We start from the raw sequence: 16,371 nt of genomic DNA, 5'->3' as shown, positions 1-16,371 counted from the left end.
GACGCAGCGCCACAATGCCTCCATGCGACGTGATCTACGGCTGGCAGGGGTGGGCCGCCGCTACGGCCTGCGCGGACCCTGGGTGTTGAGAGGCGTCGACCTCACCCTCACCCCCGGAACCCTCACCCGCATAGAAGGGGCGAACGGCACCGGAAAGTCCACTCTGCTCCGCCTCCTCGCCCGCCTGGACGCACCGACGGAGGGCCGTGTCACCGGCCGCCCCCGCACGGCGTACGTACCGGAGCGTTTCCCCTCGGCGCTTCCCTTCACGGCCCTCGGTTATCTGACCCGCCTCGGCGCCGTCCACGGCCTCGGCCGCAGGGCCGCCGTACAGGCCGCGGCCACCTGGCTGGAGCGCTTCGGCGCTGCGGCGTACGCCGGTACGCCCATGGCCCGGCTGTCCAAGGGCGGCAGCCAGAAGGTGGCGGTGGCGCAGGCCCTGCTCGCAGAACCGGAGCTGCTGGTGCTGGACGAGGCCTGGACGGGGCTGGACGCGGCGGCGCGGGAGGAGCTGGAGCGGGCGGTGGCCGAGCGCACCGCCGCAGGGGGCGCCGTGGTGTTCGTGGACCACGACCCACGCCGGCTGGCCGGGGCACCGGACGCGACGTACACCGTGCTCGACGGCGGTCTCAAGTGCCGTACCGGCAGCGGCAGTTCACCGGGCGGAGCGCTCACCCTGGTCACCGTGCGCGGCCCGGCAGGGGCGCGGCTGCCGCCCGAAGCCGCCCCGCCCGCCGCCTTGGCCGAGGAGACCGCTCCCGGCCGCTACCGCCTCGCCGTACCCGCCTCCCACTCCGACGTCGTCCTGCGCGCCCTGCTCACGGCCCGCCCGTCCTGGCACGTCGTGAGCGTCACCCCGCCCCCGGACGATCCCGTACCGACCCCCGGAAGCCGCCCATGACCGCACTCCTGCGCTACCAGGCCGACCTGCTGGTGCGCTCCCAGCGCTGGCTGCCGCCGGTGATCCTGTACGCCGCGTTCCTCGGGATCGGTGTGCAGGGCGGCCAGCCGGTACTCGACTCGCTCGGCTACACGGCCGCCGGTCTGCTCCCGGTGGCCGCCTGGCTGGTGCGGATCTGTGTCACCGGCGAGCCGGACGCGGCCCGGGCCTGTGCCGCCGCCGCGCGCGGCCCCGCCCGGGCGCACCTGGCCTGTCTGCTGACGGCACTGCTCGCGTCGGTGACGCTCGGAGTGGTGGCGACCGTGGTGGTGACGCTGATCAGCGACCCGGCGAGCAACGGCCACCGGGTCCGTGTGGCCCCGCTGGGGGCCGCCGCGGCCGCGCTGCCGGCCGTGCTCACCTGCGCGCTGCTCGGCGCGGCCGTCGGCGCGCTCACCAACCGGCCGCTGCTGCGCTCCACCGGCCGCGCCGTACCCGCGATGCTGCTGGGCGCGCTGCTGGCGGTGGTGGTCACCGGCTCCCCGGCGCAGGCCGCGGTCAGCGGCCTGGTCACCGGTTCGCAGACCGGCCGCGTCCCGCTGCCGGTGCTGCCGCCGGCCGCCGCGGCCCTGCTCACGGCCGCGGCCTTCGCCGTGGCCGCCCGGCTCGCCTCCCGCCGGTCACCCTGAGCAGGCGGTGCGCTGCCCCTCCAGCCTCCCCCCCGCTCTCGGCTTCGCTCGAGCGGGGGGACCGCCATCGCGTACGGCGGACCGTCGGCCGTCAGCGGTGTCCGCCGGTCTCGCCGATCAGCTCGGAGACCTTCACGAACCGGTAGCCGCGCCCCCGCAGCTGCGGCACGACCGCGCGGACGACCCGTTCGGTGGTCGGGGCGGCGCTGCGGGTGCAGTGCATGACGACCACCGAGCCGGGCTTGACCCCGTCCAGCACCTGCTTGGTGACGGCGGCGGCGTCGGTGGCGAACGCGTCGCCGCTCACCACGTCCCACTGCACCGCGGTCACCCCGAGCCCGCTGAGGGCGCGCAGCGCCCGCCGGTCGTAACAGCCGCCGGGGAAGCGGAAGTACGGCAGCGGATGCGGCACACCCGCCTTGCGCAGGGAGGCGTACGCCCGTTCCACCTCCGAGCGCATCCTGCCGGCGCCGACGGTCGGCAGGCCGTAGCAGTCGCCCGTGAACGCGTAGTGGCTGTAGGAGTGGTTGGCGACCTCGAACTGCGGGTCGTGGCCGAGGCTGCGGGCCTCGGTCGGGTACTCGTCGGCCCAGCGGCCGGTCATGAAGATCGTCGCCGGCACCTTCAGCGCGTGCAGGGTGCCGATGAGGCCCGGGTTGTCGAAGTGCTCGCCGGCGGCGGCGCGGGGCCCCTGGTCGGCGGTCATGTCGGCGTCGAAGGTCAGCGCGACCGTCCTGCCCAGGGTGCGCGGGCCGTGCTCGAAGACCGGGGTCAGGCCGCCGGGGCCGGGCGCCAGTACGGGCGGACGCGAGGCGGACGGGGAGGCGGAGACGGGGGAGCGCTCGGCGGGGGCCGGACGGGCACTGCCCGTGGAGCCCGCGCCGCCACAGGCGGCGAGAGCCGCGCCCAGAACACAGACGGCGGTGATACGGCGTACTCGTGGGGTCACCGTATGAACGTAGGGCTGGATGTCCGCTTGTATGGCGATATACCCGCGTGGCGCGGTGCCGCGGTCACCCGCGTGGTGGCCCTCAGATCTCCCGCTGCTCCAGCGGCCGTACCGCCGGCCCCTGGATCACCGCGCCGTCGACGTCGAAGCGTGAGCCGTGGCAGGGGCATTCCCAGGCGCGTTCGGCCCGGTTGAAGGCGACCAGACAGCCCAGGTGGGTGCAGCGGGCCGAGACCGCGTGCAGGGCGCCCTCCTCGTCCCGGTGCACCGCGAGCCGGCCGCCGGCCGCACGGACCACCGCGCCGTCGCCGGGCGCCAGGTCGTCCACCGAGCCAGGTGGTTTCAGGCGGTCGCCGACGAAGTGCCGGGCCACCTCCGCCTGCGTCTTCAACAGCGACGGCGCCTCGCGCACCACCGACTTCAGCCGCCGCGGGTCGTACAGCTCGCGCCAGGCGCAGTCCCGCCCGGTGATCAGCGCGGTCAGCAGCAGCCCGGCCATGATCCCGCCGCTCAGTCCCCAGCCGCCGAAACCGGTGGCGACCCAGGTGTGCCGGGCGGCCGGGTGGAAGGGCCCGACCAGCGGCACGGTGTCGGTGGAGTCGTTGTCCTGGGTGGCCCAGGCGTGGTCCAGGGCCACACCGGGGAAGTGCTCCTCGGCCCAGTCGGCGAGGCCGTCGAAGCCGGCCGGTACGTCGCCGGTGCCCGGCGTGAAGTGCTCCCCGGTGACGATCAGCAGCCGCTGCCCGTCCGTGCCGTACGGCGCGGTGCGCACCGAGCGGGTGTTCTCCTCCGGGGTGATGTACATGCCCTCCGGGTCCGGGCCCGCGCCCAGCGGGCCCGCCACCACCAGCTCGCGGCGCGGCGACAGCCGGGCGAACAGCAGTGCCCGGTCGAACACCGGGTAGTGGGTGGCGATCACGACGTCCCGGGCGCTGACCGTGTGGCCCGACTCGGTGGTCAGCCGGCAGGGCTCTCCGCCCTCCTGCAGCCCGACGACCCGTGTCCCCTCGTACAGCAGCCCGCCGCGCGCCACGAGGTCCTCGGTGATCGCCCGCAGGTACCTGACCGGGTGGAACTGCGCCTGCCCGGTCACCCGGACCGCGCCCGCCACCGGGAACGGCAGTCCGGTCTCCGTGGTGAACGAGGCCGGCAGTCCCGCGTCCCGCGCCGCCTCCGCCTCCGCCCGCAGCTCGTCCACGCGCGCCCGGTCGCGCACATACGTGTACGCGTCCCGGGTCTCCCAGTCGCAGTCGATGCCCAGCTCGTCCACGAGCGCCGCCGCGTGCTCGATCGCCTCCGACTGGGAGCGCGCGTACAGCCGGGCCCCCTCGGGGCCGCGGGTGCGCCGCAGCCGGTCGTAGACCAGGGTGTGCTGGGCGGTCAGTTTGGCCGTGGTACAGCCGGTGACCCCGGCCGCCGCCCGTCCGGCCTCCAGCACCGCCACCCGCAGCCCGGCCCGGGCCAGTTCGTGCGCGGTGCTCAGCCCGGCGATGCCCGCGCCGACGACGGCCACCTCCACGTCCAGGTCCTCGCTCAGCGCGGGACGGGACGGCCCCGGTGCGGTCCGGAGCCAGTACGAGTCGGTGACGTGCCGCTGCTTGTGCATGGCCGCCGGGTACCCGCCCGGGCGCGCCGCTCACCGTGCGGGCGCGGCGCCGTGGGGGGCGGGGTGGTGCACGGGCGCGGCGACCTCACGCGCGCTGACGGTCTCGCCATGCTGCGTGCCCGTGCGCGCGTGAGGTCGCCACGCCTTCCATGCCGGCGGTGGGTAGGGCGGCCGGCCCACCGGAAGACCGGCCTGCCACCGCTGCCCGCCGGCATGGGGTCCGAACCGGCCTGTTACCTGCCGCCGGCGCTGTTGTTGCAGCCCATGGTCGAGCCGATGTGGGTGCCCTGGGCGCCCGGGTCGCCCTCGCCGTTGAGCCCGTTGCCCAGCAGGCCGTTGAGGATGCCGACCTCGCCCAGGACGTCGAGGTTCAGGTCGTGGTCCTTGCAGTTGGAGCTCTGCAAGACCTTGCCCTCGTCGTCGTGCCCGCCGGCGTACGCGGTGCCGGCGGGCAGGAGGCTCACGCTGCCGAGCGCCGCGAGCAGGACGGCGGCCTTGCGAAGTCTGCGCATGTCATCTCCATGGGTGTGAGTGTGGATGCGGTGCGTAATGGATCGACCGCTTACAGTCACGGAGATTAGTGTGAAAATATCCCGTATCGGGCAGCGACGCGCCGGTTTTCAGTCGCCCTTCAGCAGCCGTTCCCGGCACTGAGCCACCTCGAAGTCGCCTGCCGGGTACTGCGGGTCCAGCTCCTGCAGGTGCTCCAGCAGCAGGCGGCTGATCGCCCAGTTCCGGTACCACTTGCGGTCCGCCGGGATCAGGTACCAGGGTGCGTACGGCGCCGCGCAGCGCTCCAGGGCCAGCTGGTACGCCTCCTGGTAGGCGGGCCACAGCGCGCGCTCGTCGATGTCGCCGGGATCGAACTTCCAGTGCTTGTCCGGGCGGTCCAGACGGCGTAGCAGCCGGCGTCTCTGCTCGTCCCGGGAGATGTGGAGGAAGCACTTGACGAGGGTCACGCCGTCCTCGGCGAGGGACCGCTCGAAGTCGTTGACGAGGCCGTAGCGGCTGCCGATCTCGGCGGGCCGGGCGAGGTGCCGGACGCGGGCGATGAGGACGTCCTCGTAGTGCGAGCGATCGAAGATGCCGATCTCGCCCGGCCGGGGCAGGGCCGGACGCACCCGCCACAGGAAGTCGTGCCGCCGCTCCTCCTCCGTGGGCGCCTTGAAGGCCTGGATCCGGCAGCCCGCCGGGTTGAGCTGGCCGATGACGTGCTTGACCGTGCCGCCCTTGCCGCTGGTGTCCATGCCCTGCAGTACCACCAGCACCCGCCGCCGGTCCCCCGCCGTACTCGCCGCCCACAGCCGCTCCTGCAGCCGGGCCAGCCGCTTCCCCGTGCGCTCGGTGTCCTCCTTGGTCGCCCGTTTCCCACCGGGGGCACCGGGGGTGGCCCGGGTGTCGCAGGCGGACAGCTCGACGGGCTCACCGGGCGGGAGACGGAGCAGTTCCCGCAGGTCCTTGGCGCTTTTCCTGGTCACGGACGCCCCTTTGGTTCCTGATGTCCGGATGGCGTTCGGGCGCCTCGCGACGCTGCCGCAGCCGAACGACTCAGCGTCCGTACCGGCCCGTCACCGTGCCCACAGCAAGCGTGTGCCCGGAAAGCGCCCGCAGCAGACCGGCCGGCGTGGCCCCGGCGCCCAGCGAGACCCGCCGGTCGACGGCGTACACCGTGAGGACATAGCGATGCGGCCGGTCCCCACGCGGCGGACAGGGCCCGCCGTACCCCGTCCTCCCGAAGTCGTTGCGGCCCTCGGTCGCGCCCCGCGGATGCTCGCCCGCCGCCAGTCGCGTGGTGTGCGCGGCAATGTTCCACACCAGCCAGTGGGTGAACGTGCCGTGCGCGGCGTCGGAATCCCGCAGCAGCAGGGCCAGCGAGGCCGTGTGCGCGGGTACGGCGCCGAGAGTGAGCGGAGGCGAGACGTCGGCGCCGTCGCAGGTGTTCCGGCGGGGGATGGTGCCGCCGTCGGGGAAGGCCGTACTGCTGACGGTCAGCCGGTGGACGGCGGTCGGGGAGGGGGCCGTCGGGGAGGGGGCGGCAGCCGGCCCGCCGCCCCCGCAGCCCGCCGTCACGGCCATCGCGGCCACGGCGATCACCCAGCTCCTGCGCATGCCCGGCACGCTATCCGGACCGGAGCTCCTTGTCGTCGTTCGGCGCGGTCTGCCGGTCGCCGCTCTCCAGGCGGAGCTCCCCGTCGCCGTCCGGCGCGGCCTGCCGGTTGCCCCGCTCCAGGAAGTGCAGCAGCTCCACCGGGATGGGCAGGACCAGTGTGGAGTTCTTCTCGGCGGACACCGCCATCACGGTCTGCAGCAGCCGCAGCTGGAGGGCGGCGGGGGTGTCGGCCATCTGCTGGGCGGCCTCGGCCAGCTTCTTGGAGGCCTGGTACTCGGCGTCCGCGTTGATGATCCGGGCCCGGCGTTCCCGGTCCGCCTCGGCCTGGCGGGCCATGGACCGCTTCATCGTGTCCGGCAGCGAGACGTCCTTGATCTCGACGCGGTCGACCTGGACGCCCCAGCCGACGGCGGGGCTGTCGATCATCAGTTCCAGGCCCTGGTTGAGCTTCTCGCGGTTGGAGAGAAGATCGTCCAGGTCGCTCTTGCCGATGATCGACCGGAGGGAGGTCTGGGCCATCTGCGAGACCGCGAACTTGTAGTCCTCCACCCGCACCAGCGCGCTCTCCGCGTCGACCACCCGGAAGTAGACGACCGCGTCCACGCGGACGGTGACGTTGTCCCGGGTGATGCCCTCCTGGGCGGGTACCGGCAGCGTCACGATCTGCATGTTGACCTTCTGCAGCCGGTCCACGAAGGGGATGATCAGCGTCAGGCCCGGCGGCCGTACGTCACCCGCGACGCGCCCGAGGCGGAACAGCACGCCCCGTTCGTACTGCTTGACCACGCGGGCCGCCATCGCCAGGTACACCAGACCGGCGCAGCCCGCCGCGGCGATCGCTCCCAGCAGTTCCTGGACCATGGTGACCTCCTCACCAAGAGGCCCGTTTTTGTCCGCTGCTGTAACGATATGCCACTTCGGGGCCGACCGAGTCGGAGGGGGTACCTCCCGACTCGGCCGACCGGAGCTGCCTCAGCCCGCCGGCGCGGGAGCCATCAGCCTCACCGGCTCCGTCCCCACCGCGCTGTGCCGCTCGGCCCAGTTCTCCAACGCCGTACGGCAGGCGTGGTCCAGGTGGTGCAGGCCGGACAGGTCCAGGCGGACCGGGCGGTCCTGGGGCAGCGACTCCAGGCTGTCCAGGATCTTCGGCAGCCGCAGGAAGGTCGCGTTGCCCGTCAGGTGGGCGTCGACCGGGCCCGCGCCCTTGTCGATGACCTCCAGCTTGATGTGCGAGGCCTGCCAGGCCGTTTTGACCACCGCCAGCGCCAGGCCGATCAGCACGCCCTCGAACATGCTGACCGCCACGATCGACACCGCCGTCACGGCCAGGATCAGCGCCTCGCCCCGGTGCTCGCGCCACAGCACGGCCAGCGCACGGACCGGGACCAGCTTGGCACCGGAGTGGATCAGGATGCCGGCGAGCGCCGGGACCGGGATGTGGGCGAGCACGCCCGGCAGCAGCGCGGCGAACAGCAGCAGCCACACGCCGTGCAGCACGCGGGAGGCCTTGGTGCGGGCGCCCGCCTGGACGTTGGCCGCGCTGCGCACGATCACCGCGGTCATCGGCAGCGCGCCCAGCAGCCCGCACACCGTGTTGCCGGCACCCTGCGCGAGCAGCTCCTTGTCGTACGCGGTGCGCGGCCCGGAGTGCAGTCGGTCCACGGCGGCCGCGCTGAACAGCGACTCGGCGGAGGCGATCAGCGTGAAGGCCACGATCGTGCCGAGCAGCCCCACGCCCGCCAGCTCGCCGAACGCGCTCAGCGGCGGCGGCTGGACCGAGCCCAGCAGACCGTGCACCTCCACCGTGGCCACCGGCAGGTCCAGCGCGAACGCGGCCACCGTGGCGAGGCCGACCGCGGCCAGCGGGCCGGGCAGCGTGCGGACCTTCGCCGGGACGTGCCTCCACAGCAGCAGCACCGCGATCGTGCCCGCGCACACGGCGAGCGAGGCCACCGCCCTGCCGTCGCCGAGGGCGTCCAGGAACGCCCCCGGCAGCCCGGCGATCTTGCCGAGGCCGGAGTCGGGGGCCTTGGCGGCCAGCGCCGGGTACAACTGCCCGGCGATGAGCACCAGTCCGATTCCGGCCAGCATGCCCTCGACGACCGAGACCGAGATGGCGCGGAAGTAGCGGCCCAGCTTCAGCAGGCCCATCGCCACCTGGAGGAGCCCGGTGGCGAGCACGATCACGCCGAGTGCCGGCAGCCCGAACTCCTTGACCGCCTCGAAGACGAGCACGGTCAGTCCGGCCGCCGGACCCGACACCTGCAGGCTGCTGCCGCGCATCAGCCCGGTGACGAGCCCGCCCACGATGCCGGTGACCAGGCCGAGTTCGGCCGGAACCCCGGAGGCGACGGCCACGCCCACGCACAGCGGCAGCGCGACCAGGAAGACGACGAGGGAAGCGGCGAAGTCCTGCCGCAGACAAGGGAACCGGGATATGAGGTTCTTGCTGGTCATCGGCGCGCTCACAGGGACTCGAAGGTGTCGGTCTGCGGGCGGTGCACCCGTACGGCGCCGGTGTGCACCTCGTAGTACCAGGCGTGCAGGGCGAGTTGACCCTCCGTCAGTCTGCGTTCGACACACGGGTACGAGCGCAGCCGCAGCAGCTGGGTCAGCACATGGGCCTGCACGCCCTCGGCGACCTCCGGGTCCTCGGCCTGGCCGGCCGGACGCGGGGTGGCGTGGGCGAGCCAGTCGCGCACGGCGGGTACGGCGGTCAGGTCGTCGCCGCGCACCAGCGCGCCGACGGCACCGCAGTGCGAGTGGCCGCAGACCACGATGTCGCGGACGCCGAGCACCTCCACGGCGTACTCGATGGTGGCGGCCTCGCTGGTGGGGTGCTGCGAGGTGTGGGGCGGGACGATGTTGCCCGCGGTGCGCAGCTCGAAGAGCTGGCCGGGGCGCGCGCCCGTGATCAGGGCCGGGACGACCCGGGAATCGGAGCAGGTGATGAACAGCACCTGCGGGGACTGGCCTTCGGCGAGCTCGGCGAACTCCTCAGGGCGCTGTCCGAAGGTACGGGCGTTGTCGATGAGGGGCTGCATATGTGTGGGTTCCTCCTGGCGCGCCTGCACGGGCGCGTCGGACTTGAACAACAGTTGTGGGGGGGGGAGTTGAGCGCCTGTCAGCAGCGGAAGACCTGAAGCGCTGCCGGGGTGTGGGCTCTGGAGGCTCCGGTGGCCGGGACGTGCGCGGTGCCGGGCATGGGTGAGGGGCCGGCGCCGGCTGCCCGGCCGGGTATGAGGGGGTGCTGCCGCGCGCGGCGGGAGGCGCAGCCGCGGAACACGTCCGCCTGGTCGCCCACCGGCTGTTCGGACGGCGTGGTTCCGGTCTCGGCCTTGGCCGTTGCTTCACTGAGCGTGTGCGCAGGTGTGAAGGTTTCCGGGGATGCGGAGAAGAGCAGGGCGAGCAGGACGACGGCGAGGGAGGCGAGCACGGTCCGGGCCGTCGTACCTCGGAACATGCACCCTCCCTCCCTCGTTTCACGTCTCTCGCGTGCACCAAACACTGGTCAATGGATGGTCAAGAAACAGATTAACCCTGCAAAGTCCTTTGCAGGGTTAACTGCGCGTTAAGAGCGCAAGAGAGCGTGAAAAGTGCCGTTCGCGTGGCTGGATCCGGCCCCTGACTACGAGCCGACGAGCCCCTTCGCGTCGCGCGCGAGCGCGGTGAGCCGGGATATCGCGCGGAAGTACTTCTTGCGGTAGCCGCCGTTCAGCATCTCCTCGCTGAACAGCCTGTCGAACGGCAGCCCCGAGGCCAGCACCGGGACCTCGCGGTCGTAGAGGCGGTCCGCGAGCACCACGAGCCGCAGCGCCGTCGACTGGTCCGGCACCGGTGCCACATCGGTGAGGCACACCGCCTTCACCCCGTCGGTCAGCGCGCCGTAGCGGCTCGGGTGCACCTTGGCCAGGTGCGCCAGCAGATGCGGGAAGTCGTCCAGCGAGGCGCCCACGGTGGCGTAGGCCGCCTTCGTCACCTCTTCGTCGGTGAAGGGCCGCGGTGCCTCGGGCAGGCCGCGGTGGCGGTAGTCCTCGCCGTCGATGCGCAGGGTGCGGAAGTGGGCCGACAGGCCCTGGATCTCGCGCAGGAAGTCGGCGGCGGCGAACCGGCCCTCGCCCAGCTTGCCCGGCAGCGTGTTGGAGGTGGCGGCGAGCGCCACGCCCGCCTCGACCAGCTTGCCGAGCAGGGTCGACACGAGGACCGTGTCGCCCGGGTCGTCCAGCTCGAACTCGTCGATGCACAGCAGGCGGTGCCCGGAGAGGGTCTGCACGGTCTGCTGGAAGCCGAGGGCGCCGACCAGGTTGGTCAGCTCCACGAAGGTGCCGAACGCCTTCAGTGCGGGCTCGGCCGGGGTGGCGTGCCACAGGGAGGCGAGCAGATGGGTCTTGCCGACGCCGTAGCCGCCGTCCAGGTAGACCCCGCGAGGGCCGGCCGGGACCTTGGGCGCCCTGGCCCTGCCGAGGCCGAGGAAGCCGCGCCGGCCGGCGCCGGAGGCGTGCGCCCCGCCGAGCCCGCCCGCGAAGCCCTCGAGCACCCGCACGGCCTCGGTCTGGCTGGGCTGGTTCGGGTCCGGTATGTACGTCGAGAAGCGGACCGAGTCGAAGCGTGGGGGCGGCACCATCTCGGCGACCAGCCGGTCCGCGGGGACGTGCGGCTCGCGGGCGCACAGGGACAGCGGGCCCGCTTCGGTCAGAGGGCTGGATCCGGGGGCGGTGGTGGAGGACGACACGGTTATCCATGCTAAGCGCCGTGTCACACTGCACGACATGCGACGCCTGTTCCCTGTGACCGACGAAACAGCAGCCCAGGCCTCCGGCGGGGTGGCCGAGAGGGAGGGGGCGAGGGGGGTTGCCGGGACTTTGGTGGCCCATGGGCCCGGTGGTACCGGCGGCCATGTCGACCACGACGCCCACGTCGACCGTGAGTGGAGTCTCGATGAGCTGGCCGCCGCCTACGCCTACCCGGAGCCGCCCGGCGCCCCGCGGCCGTGGCTGCGGGCCAACATGGTGTCCACGCTCGACGGGGCCGCCCAGCACGAGGGGCGCTCCCAGCCCATCTCCAGCGCCGCCGACATGCGGATCTTCGGCACGCTGCGGGCGCTCGCGGACGTGATCGTGGTGGGCGCGGAAACGGTGCGCCAGGAGGGGTACCGCCCCGCACGCGCGCGTGCGGAGTTCGCCGAGGCGCGGGAGGCCGCCGGACAGGGCCCGGCGCCGGCGATCGCGGTCGTCAGCGCGAGCCTGGACCTGGACTTCTCGCTCCCGCTGTTCACCTCGCCCCTGGTGCCCACCCTGGTGCTCACCGGATCCGCGGCCGCCCCCGACCGTGTCGCCGCGGCCGAGAAGGCCGGCGCCAAGGTGGTGATCGCCGGTGAGGGCGGCGGTGTCGACCCCGCACGGGCGGTGCGTGCCCTGGCCGGCCTCGGCCACACCCGGCTGCTCACCGAGGGCGGTCCCCGGCTGCTCGGCCAGCTGGTCGCCGCCGAGGTGCTGGACGAGCTGTGCCTGACCCTGTCGCCCATGCTCACCGCGGGCGACGCGCAGCGCATCGCCGGGGGACCGCCGGTCGCCGTGCCGCACCGGTTCGAGCTCGTGTCCCTCCTGGAGGACGCCGGATTCCTGTTCGGCCGCTACCGCCGGTCCTGAAATCAGCGGAATGTGCCGTTCCGTTTAGCTCCCGCAGGGCAGACTTGGGTACCGGCAGAACTCGTGCGATCACGGGCAGGATGGTTTCCGCAGGGGCCTTGTCCGGCCCACGGAGGAGAAGAGGCGTTCGGTGTTCACCAGCGTTCTGATGATCGAGAAGGCTCTGACGTCCGCCGACGTGGAGTTCGTCACCACCTTGCACGGAGACGAGCCGGTCGCGTTCCACGTGCTCCTCCAGCCGCGCGGCGACCAGGCGGACCGCCTGCTGCGGGCCATCGACGACATCGCGCTCGGCGAACTCGACGAGGCGGTCCGCGAACACGAGACGCCCGAGGGGGAGGACGCCCGAAGCGTCGGACAGCAGGCCCTGGACGTGTCGGTGCAGGCGCTGCGGGCCTCCGGGAGCCAGGCCGCGGGGCAGCTGGTGGAGGACCACCCCCTCGAAGCGCTGAAGTCCCTGGTCGCCGAGGTGGACGCGGACGAGGTGATCGTGCTCACCGACCCCCACTACGTGGAGGAGTTCTTCCACCGGGACTGGGCCTCCCGGGCCCGGCACAAGGTGGGGGTGCCGGTGCTGAAGCTGTTCTCGCACAGCAAGGCATAGGGCTTCGCCCACACGGCCGAGGAGCCGGCCCGCCGGGCGAGCAGGAGCGCGTGCAACCTCAGCCGCCGCTGCAGGGCCCGTGACCGGCACCGCCCCGCTGCGATGGCTGCCGACCAGCGGGTCCGCCGCGCCCAGGAACTGCTGGGGACCACCGACACCCGCGTGGAGGCCAACGCCACGGCCACCGGCATGCGCACGGCCACGACGCTGCGCCGCCCCCTCCACCGCAGGGCCGGCCCGCCCCTTGCACGGGCCCCGGCGCCCGAGCGCATAGGCTAGGGCCCGCTCAGCGTCGTACCGGAAACTTGGGGAGAACCACATGGCACCCGGCCTTCCTGCCGCCATGGACCGACCGCACTTCATCGGCATCGGCGGCGCCGGGATGTCGGGAATCGCCAAGATCCTCGCACAGCGCGGGGCGAAGGTGGCCGGCAGTGACGCCAAGGAGTCGGCGACCGCCGAGGCGCTGCGGGCCCTCGGTGCCACCGTGCACATCGGGCACGCCGCCGAGCACCTCGCCGACGACGCGAGCTGTGTCGTCGTGTCCTCGGCGATCCGCCAGGACAACCCCGAGCTGGCCCGCGCCGCCGAGCTGGGCATCCCGGTGGTGCACCGCTCCGACGCGCTCGCCGCGCTGATGGAGGGGCTGCGCCCGATCGCGGTGGCCGGTACCCACGGCAAGACCACGACCACCTCGATGCTGGCCGTCTCCCTCACCGAGCTGGGTCTGAACCCGTCGTACGCCATCGGCGGCGACCTGGACGCGCCCGGCTCCAACGCGCTGCACGGCGAGGGCGAGGTCTTCGTCGCCGAGGCGGACGAATCGGACCGCAGCTTCCACACGTACGCGCCCGAGGTCGCCATCGTCCTCAACGTCGAACTCGACCACCACGCCAACTACGCCTCGATGGACGAGATCTACGAGTCCTTCGAGACCTTCGCCGGGAAGATCGTCCCTGGCGGCACCCTGGTGATCTCCGCCGACCACGAGGGCGCGCGGGAGCTGACCCGGCGGCTCGCGGGGTCGGTGCGGACGGTGACGTACGGCGAGGCCGAGGACGCCGACGTGCGCGTGCTGTCGATCGTCCCCCAGGGGCTGAAGAGCCGGGTCACCGTGGTCCTCGACGGGCAGGAGCTGACCTTCACGGTCTCCGTGCCCGGCCGCCACTACGCCCTCAACGCCGTCGCCGCGCTCACCGCCGGGGCCGCCCTCGGCATCCCGGCCGACGGGCTCGCGCCCGCGCTCGCCGCCTACACCGGCGTCAAGCGGCGCCTGCAGCTCAAGGGCGAGGCCGCCGGGGTGCAGGTCATCGACTCCTACGCCCACCACCCCACCGAGATGACCGCCGACCTGGAGGCCATGCGCGCCGCCGCCGGTGACTCCCGCATCCTCGTCGTCTTCCAGCCGCACCTGTTCTCCCGCACCCAGGAGCTCGGCAAGGAGATGGGGCAGTCGCTGGCGCTCGCCGACGCCTCGGCCGTCCTCGACATCTACCCGGCCCGTGAGGACCCGATCCCGGGCGTGACCAGCGAGCTGATCATCGAGGCCGCGCGCGCCGCCGGTGCCGACGTCACCGCCGTGCACGACAAGGCCCGGATCCCCGAGGTGATCGCGGGAATGGCGAAGCCCGGCGATCTCGTTCTCACCATGGGCGCGGGCGACGTGACCGACCTGGGCCCGCTCATCCTGGACCGCCTGTCGCAGTAAAGGGGCTGAGGCTCATGTCGTACGACGTCGAGAAGCCGGACGAGCAGTGGCGCGCGGAGCTGACACCGGCCGAGTACGCGGTGCTGCGGCAGGCCGCCACCGAGCCTGCCTTCACCGGTGAGTACACCGACACCAAGACCAAGGGCGTCTACTCCTGCCGCGCCTGCGGCGCCGAACTGTTCACCTCGGACACCAAGTTCGCGTCGCACTGCGGCTGGCCGTCCTTCTACGACCCGAAGGACACCGACGCCGTCGAACTGGTCGAGGACCGGTCGCACGGGATGGTCCGCACCGAGGTGCGCTGTGCCCGCTGCGGCTCCCATCTCGGGCACGTCTTCGAGGGGGAGGGGTACCCGACCCCGACCGACCAGCGGTACTGCATCAACTCCATCTCCCTGCGGCTGGCGCCCGCCGAGGACTGAGCCCGCCTCGAACGATCGACAGCGGCCCGGGGCTGTCGGGGGCGCTGGGACGGAAGAGGCCGGTGCCCCGCTTGCTCCGGTTTGAGACTCTGTGAGGGTGTTGGGTGTGGCGCGCTGGATTCAGTCCCGTCGCAGGCCCGTGCCCGCCGACGGCGGCCGCCACCGTGCGGACGAAGGCGGGCACGAGGCGGTGACGCCCCCGGAGGCCGGGGACTTCGCTGCCGTCGCGGGCTCCGCGGAGGCGGCGGACGGCGTGTCGGGTGCCGATGCCCTGGCGGCCGGCGGCGCGGGGCTGAGCGTGCTGCGGGAGGCGCTGGCCGGGATAGGGACGACCCTCGACGAGGGCACGACCTGCGCGGAGCTGACCCGGCTCGCCGTACGGCTGGCCGGTGGCACGGCCGCCGTGATACGCCGCACCGGCCAGACCGTCTCCGGATACGAGGCGATCACCGGGGACGCCGACGCGCTGCCCGACGCCCGGTGGGCCACCGCGGTGGCCCGCGAGGCCGGGACACCGGCCCTCGGCGCACAGCCGGAGCCCTGGCTGGAGTACCCGGGCGCCCCCCGGACCCGGATCGCGCTGTGCGCCCCGCTGACCGGCGGCGAGGAGACGTACGGTGTCCTGGTGTGGGCCCGCTCCGGGCAGCCCCTGAGCCGCGCGGAGGCCGAGCTGCTCAGCCTCCTCGCCGAGCGCGCCGCCTCCCACATCCGGCACGCCCGCGCTCACGCGAGCGTCAACCGCACCGCTGGGGACCTGCAGCGCGCCCTGCTCTCCGAGCCCGGTCGCCCGCACCCCAACCTCGACATCGCCGTCCGCTATCTGCCCGCCGGCGGCGGCGTGCTGGTCGGCGGTGACTGGTGCGAGACCGTACGGCTGCACTTCGGGCGGACCCTGCTGGTCGTCGGCGACGTCATGGGGCACGGCCTGGAGGCCGCCGTCGACATGAACGTCTACCGCTCCTCCCTGCGCTACATCGCCTCCGCGGACCTGCCCCCGCACCGGGTGCTGCGGCAGATGGACGACATCGCCTCCCGGGAGGCGGACCTCAGGCCCGCCACCTGCCTGCTCGCCCGCGTCGACCCGGGGCGCCACCAGGTCACGCTGGCCAGCGCCGGGCATCTGCCGCCCGTGCGCATCACCTCCGGCGGCGAGGCCGCGATGGTGCCGGTGCCGGTCGGGCCGCCGCTGGGCACCGGACTCGGCGGCTATGAGTCGGCCACGTATCCGCTGGCCGCGGGGGAGACGCTGGTGCTGTTCACCGACGGGCTGGTGGAGCGGCGCGGCGAGGACATCGACCGGTCTCTGGAGCGGCTGGCCGCGGTGCGGTTTCCCGGCGGGGAGGGGCTGGACGACGTGCTGGACATCATCCTGCGGCGGCTGGACGCGGAGCATGCGGAGGACGACGTCGCCGCGCTCGCCTGCCGGCCGCTCAGCCGATAGGGGGCTCGGCGTAGGGGGTGCGGGTGGTCTGCCGGGTGCTCGTCCGTGGTGGTCGCTCGCGCAGTTCCCCGCGCCCCTTCAGGTTGGCAGCCCGACCGTAAATATCGTCGCACCGCACTCCCGCTCCAGCCGCGGGCTCCCCCCCGGTGCGCCTCCAGGACGACGATGTCCGGCCCGAACTCGGCGGCCCGGGCCGGCGCCTCCTCCCCCCAGTACGCGGTGACCGCCTCCCAGCCCTCGTAGCGGGCGACCGTGGCCACCAGGTCGGCGATCGGCGGGTCGTCGTCCACCACCAGCAGTCGTACTTTCTGCAC

17 protein-coding genes and 2 pseudogenes are annotated in these 16,371 nt (G+C 73.2%); 8 read left to right on the top strand and 11 right to left on the bottom strand.

Translation table 11 applies throughout. The features are described 5' to 3' along the window. Positions 1 to 22: 22 nt before the first annotated feature. Positions 23 to 901, top strand: coding sequence for an ABC transporter ATP-binding protein (locus tag FB563_RS03840; RefSeq protein ID WP_055707005.1), 879 nt, complete (start codon positions 23 to 25; stop codon positions 899 to 901). Next, positions 898 to 1,569, top strand: coding sequence for a hypothetical protein (locus FB563_RS03835; RefSeq protein ID WP_055707004.1), 672 nt, complete (start codon positions 898 to 900; stop codon positions 1,567 to 1,569). Before FB563_RS03840 ends, FB563_RS03835 begins: the two co-directional genes overlap by 4 nt. A gap of 91 nt (positions 1,570 to 1,660) precedes the next feature. Here the strand turns inward: FB563_RS03835 and FB563_RS03830 are convergent, their stop codons facing one another. The 10 genes from FB563_RS03830 to zapE all read right to left on the bottom strand — a co-directional run bounded on the left by FB563_RS03830 (position 1,661) and on the right by zapE (position 10,966). Next, on the bottom strand, positions 1,661 to 2,518 hold the full coding sequence (locus FB563_RS03830) for a polysaccharide deacetylase family protein (protein WP_142218462.1): 858 nt from the start codon (positions 2,516 to 2,518) through the stop codon (positions 1,661 to 1,663). An 82-nt stretch (positions 2,519 to 2,600) separates the two neighbouring features. Beyond that, positions 2,601 to 4,124 (bottom strand): FAD-dependent oxidoreductase, encoded by a 1,524-nt coding sequence (locus tag FB563_RS03825; protein ID WP_142218461.1) that lies wholly within the window; start codon positions 4,122 to 4,124, stop codon positions 2,601 to 2,603. 233 nt (positions 4,125 to 4,357) lie between these two features. Further along, positions 4,358 to 4,636, bottom strand: a complete 279-nt coding sequence (locus tag FB563_RS03820) for a hypothetical protein (RefSeq protein WP_142218460.1) — start codon at positions 4,634 to 4,636, stop codon at positions 4,358 to 4,360. A gap of 108 nt (positions 4,637 to 4,744) precedes the next feature. After that, positions 4,745 to 5,602 carry a PPK2 family polyphosphate kinase gene (locus tag FB563_RS03815; RefSeq protein ID WP_142218459.1) on the bottom strand — a complete coding sequence of 286 codons (858 nt, stop codon included), beginning with the start codon at positions 5,600 to 5,602 and terminating at the stop codon, positions 4,745 to 4,747. Positions 5,603 to 5,672: 70 nt separating this feature from the next. Next, positions 5,673 to 6,233, bottom strand: coding sequence for a YbhB/YbcL family Raf kinase inhibitor-like protein (locus FB563_RS03810; protein WP_244329000.1), 561 nt, complete (start codon positions 6,231 to 6,233; stop codon positions 5,673 to 5,675). A 10-nt stretch (positions 6,234 to 6,243) separates the two neighbouring features. Continuing rightward, positions 6,244 to 7,095: a slipin family protein gene (locus tag FB563_RS03805; RefSeq protein WP_234358069.1), complete on the bottom strand. Its 852-nt coding sequence runs from the start codon at positions 7,093 to 7,095 to the stop codon at positions 6,244 to 6,246. A 111-nt stretch (positions 7,096 to 7,206) separates the two neighbouring features. Then, positions 7,207 to 8,691, bottom strand: coding sequence for a SulP family inorganic anion transporter (locus FB563_RS03800; RefSeq protein ID WP_055710129.1), 1,485 nt, complete (start codon positions 8,689 to 8,691; stop codon positions 7,207 to 7,209). An 8-nt stretch (positions 8,692 to 8,699) separates the two neighbouring features. Continuing rightward, a complete protein-coding gene (locus tag FB563_RS03795; RefSeq protein WP_055710130.1) occupies positions 8,700 to 9,278 on the bottom strand; it encodes a carbonic anhydrase in 579 nt (192 codons plus the stop codon). A gap of 80 nt (positions 9,279 to 9,358) precedes the next feature. After that, positions 9,359 to 9,697, bottom strand: coding sequence for a hypothetical protein (locus tag FB563_RS03790; RefSeq protein WP_055710131.1), 339 nt, complete (start codon positions 9,695 to 9,697; stop codon positions 9,359 to 9,361). A gap of 165 nt (positions 9,698 to 9,862) precedes the next feature. Further along, complete coding sequence (gene zapE, locus FB563_RS03785; RefSeq protein WP_142218458.1) at positions 9,863 to 10,966, bottom strand: cell division protein ZapE; 1,104 nt, start codon at positions 10,964 to 10,966, stop codon at positions 9,863 to 9,865. 37 nt (positions 10,967 to 11,003) lie between these two features. Here zapE and FB563_RS03780 point away from each other — a divergent pair, with 37 nt between their 5' ends. The 6 genes and pseudogenes from FB563_RS03780 (at position 11,004) to FB563_RS03755 (ending at position 16,057) form a co-directional block, all read left to right on the top strand. Then, positions 11,004 to 11,882 carry a pyrimidine reductase family protein gene (locus FB563_RS03780; RefSeq protein ID WP_142218457.1) on the top strand — a complete coding sequence of 293 codons (879 nt, stop codon included), beginning with the start codon at positions 11,004 to 11,006 and terminating at the stop codon, positions 11,880 to 11,882. A 130-nt stretch (positions 11,883 to 12,012) separates the two neighbouring features. Continuing rightward, a complete protein-coding gene (locus FB563_RS03775) occupies positions 12,013 to 12,486 on the top strand; it encodes an indole-3-glycerol phosphate synthase (protein ID WP_199832905.1) in 474 nt (157 codons plus the stop codon). Positions 12,487 to 12,498: 12 nt separating this feature from the next. Further along, positions 12,499 to 12,765: pseudogene (locus FB563_RS03770) on the top strand (helix-turn-helix domain-containing protein); the annotation flags it as partial. A gap of 40 nt (positions 12,766 to 12,805) precedes the next feature. Further along, positions 12,806 to 14,194: a UDP-N-acetylmuramate--L-alanine ligase gene (gene murC, locus FB563_RS03765; protein WP_055707933.1), complete on the top strand. Its 1,389-nt coding sequence runs from the start codon at positions 12,806 to 12,808 to the stop codon at positions 14,192 to 14,194. Positions 14,195 to 14,208: 14 nt separating this feature from the next. Then, positions 14,209 to 14,616 carry a peptide-methionine (R)-S-oxide reductase MsrB gene (msrB, locus tag FB563_RS03760; RefSeq protein WP_055707934.1) on the top strand — a complete coding sequence of 136 codons (408 nt, stop codon included), beginning with the start codon at positions 14,209 to 14,211 and terminating at the stop codon, positions 14,614 to 14,616. A 106-nt stretch (positions 14,617 to 14,722) separates the two neighbouring features. After that, positions 14,723 to 16,057, top strand: a complete 1,335-nt coding sequence (locus FB563_RS03755) for a PP2C family protein-serine/threonine phosphatase (RefSeq protein WP_234357857.1) — start codon at positions 14,723 to 14,725, stop codon at positions 16,055 to 16,057. Between the two features lie 151 nt (positions 16,058 to 16,208). Here FB563_RS03755 and FB563_RS43870 read toward each other — a convergent pair. After that, positions 16,209 to 16,347 (bottom strand): annotated as a pseudogene (locus tag FB563_RS43870) (response regulator); the annotation flags it as partial. Positions 16,348 to 16,371: the final 24 nt, after the last annotated feature.

Source organism: Streptomyces puniciscabiei (assembly GCF_006715785.1).
In the GTDB taxonomy this organism is placed as follows: Bacteria; Actinomycetota; Actinomycetes; order Streptomycetales; family Streptomycetaceae; genus Streptomyces; species Streptomyces puniciscabiei.
The sequence above is the reverse complement of the archived record's forward strand: the minus strand, read 5'-3'. Positions and strand labels throughout refer to the sequence as shown.

Excerpts from the sequence above, each read along its gene's own strand:
- FB563_RS03795 (WP_055710130.1), bottom strand. The coding sequence starts at position 9,278 with ATGCAGCCCCTCATCGACAACGCCCGTACCTTCGGACAGCGCCCTGAG.
- FB563_RS03800 (WP_055710129.1), bottom strand. The coding sequence starts at position 8,691 with ATGACCAGCAAGAACCTCATATCCCGGTTCCCTTGTCTGCGGCAGGAC.
- msrB (WP_055707934.1), top strand. The coding sequence starts at position 14,209 with ATGTCGTACGACGTCGAGAAGCCGGACGAGCAGTGGCGCGCGGAGCTG.
- FB563_RS03780 (WP_142218457.1), top strand. The coding sequence starts at position 11,004 with ATGCGACGCCTGTTCCCTGTGACCGACGAAACAGCAGCCCAGGCCTCC.
- FB563_RS03805 (WP_234358069.1), bottom strand. The coding sequence starts at position 7,095 with ATGGTCCAGGAACTGCTGGGAGCGATCGCCGCGGCGGGCTGCGCCGGT.
- FB563_RS03840 (WP_055707005.1), top strand. The coding sequence starts at position 23 with ATGCGACGTGATCTACGGCTGGCAGGGGTGGGCCGCCGCTACGGCCTG.
- FB563_RS03825 (WP_142218461.1), bottom strand. The coding sequence starts at position 4,124 with ATGCACAAGCAGCGGCACGTCACCGACTCGTACTGGCTCCGGACCGCA.
- FB563_RS03810 (WP_244329000.1), bottom strand. The coding sequence starts at position 6,233 with ATGCGCAGGAGCTGGGTGATCGCCGTGGCCGCGATGGCCGTGACGGCG.
- FB563_RS03835 (WP_055707004.1), top strand. The coding sequence starts at position 898 with ATGACCGCACTCCTGCGCTACCAGGCCGACCTGCTGGTGCGCTCCCAG.
- FB563_RS03790 (WP_055710131.1), bottom strand. The coding sequence starts at position 9,697 with ATGTTCCGAGGTACGACGGCCCGGACCGTGCTCGCCTCCCTCGCCGTC.
- FB563_RS03820 (WP_142218460.1), bottom strand. The coding sequence starts at position 4,636 with ATGCGCAGACTTCGCAAGGCCGCCGTCCTGCTCGCGGCGCTCGGCAGC.
- murC (WP_055707933.1), top strand. The coding sequence starts at position 12,806 with ATGGCACCCGGCCTTCCTGCCGCCATGGACCGACCGCACTTCATCGGC.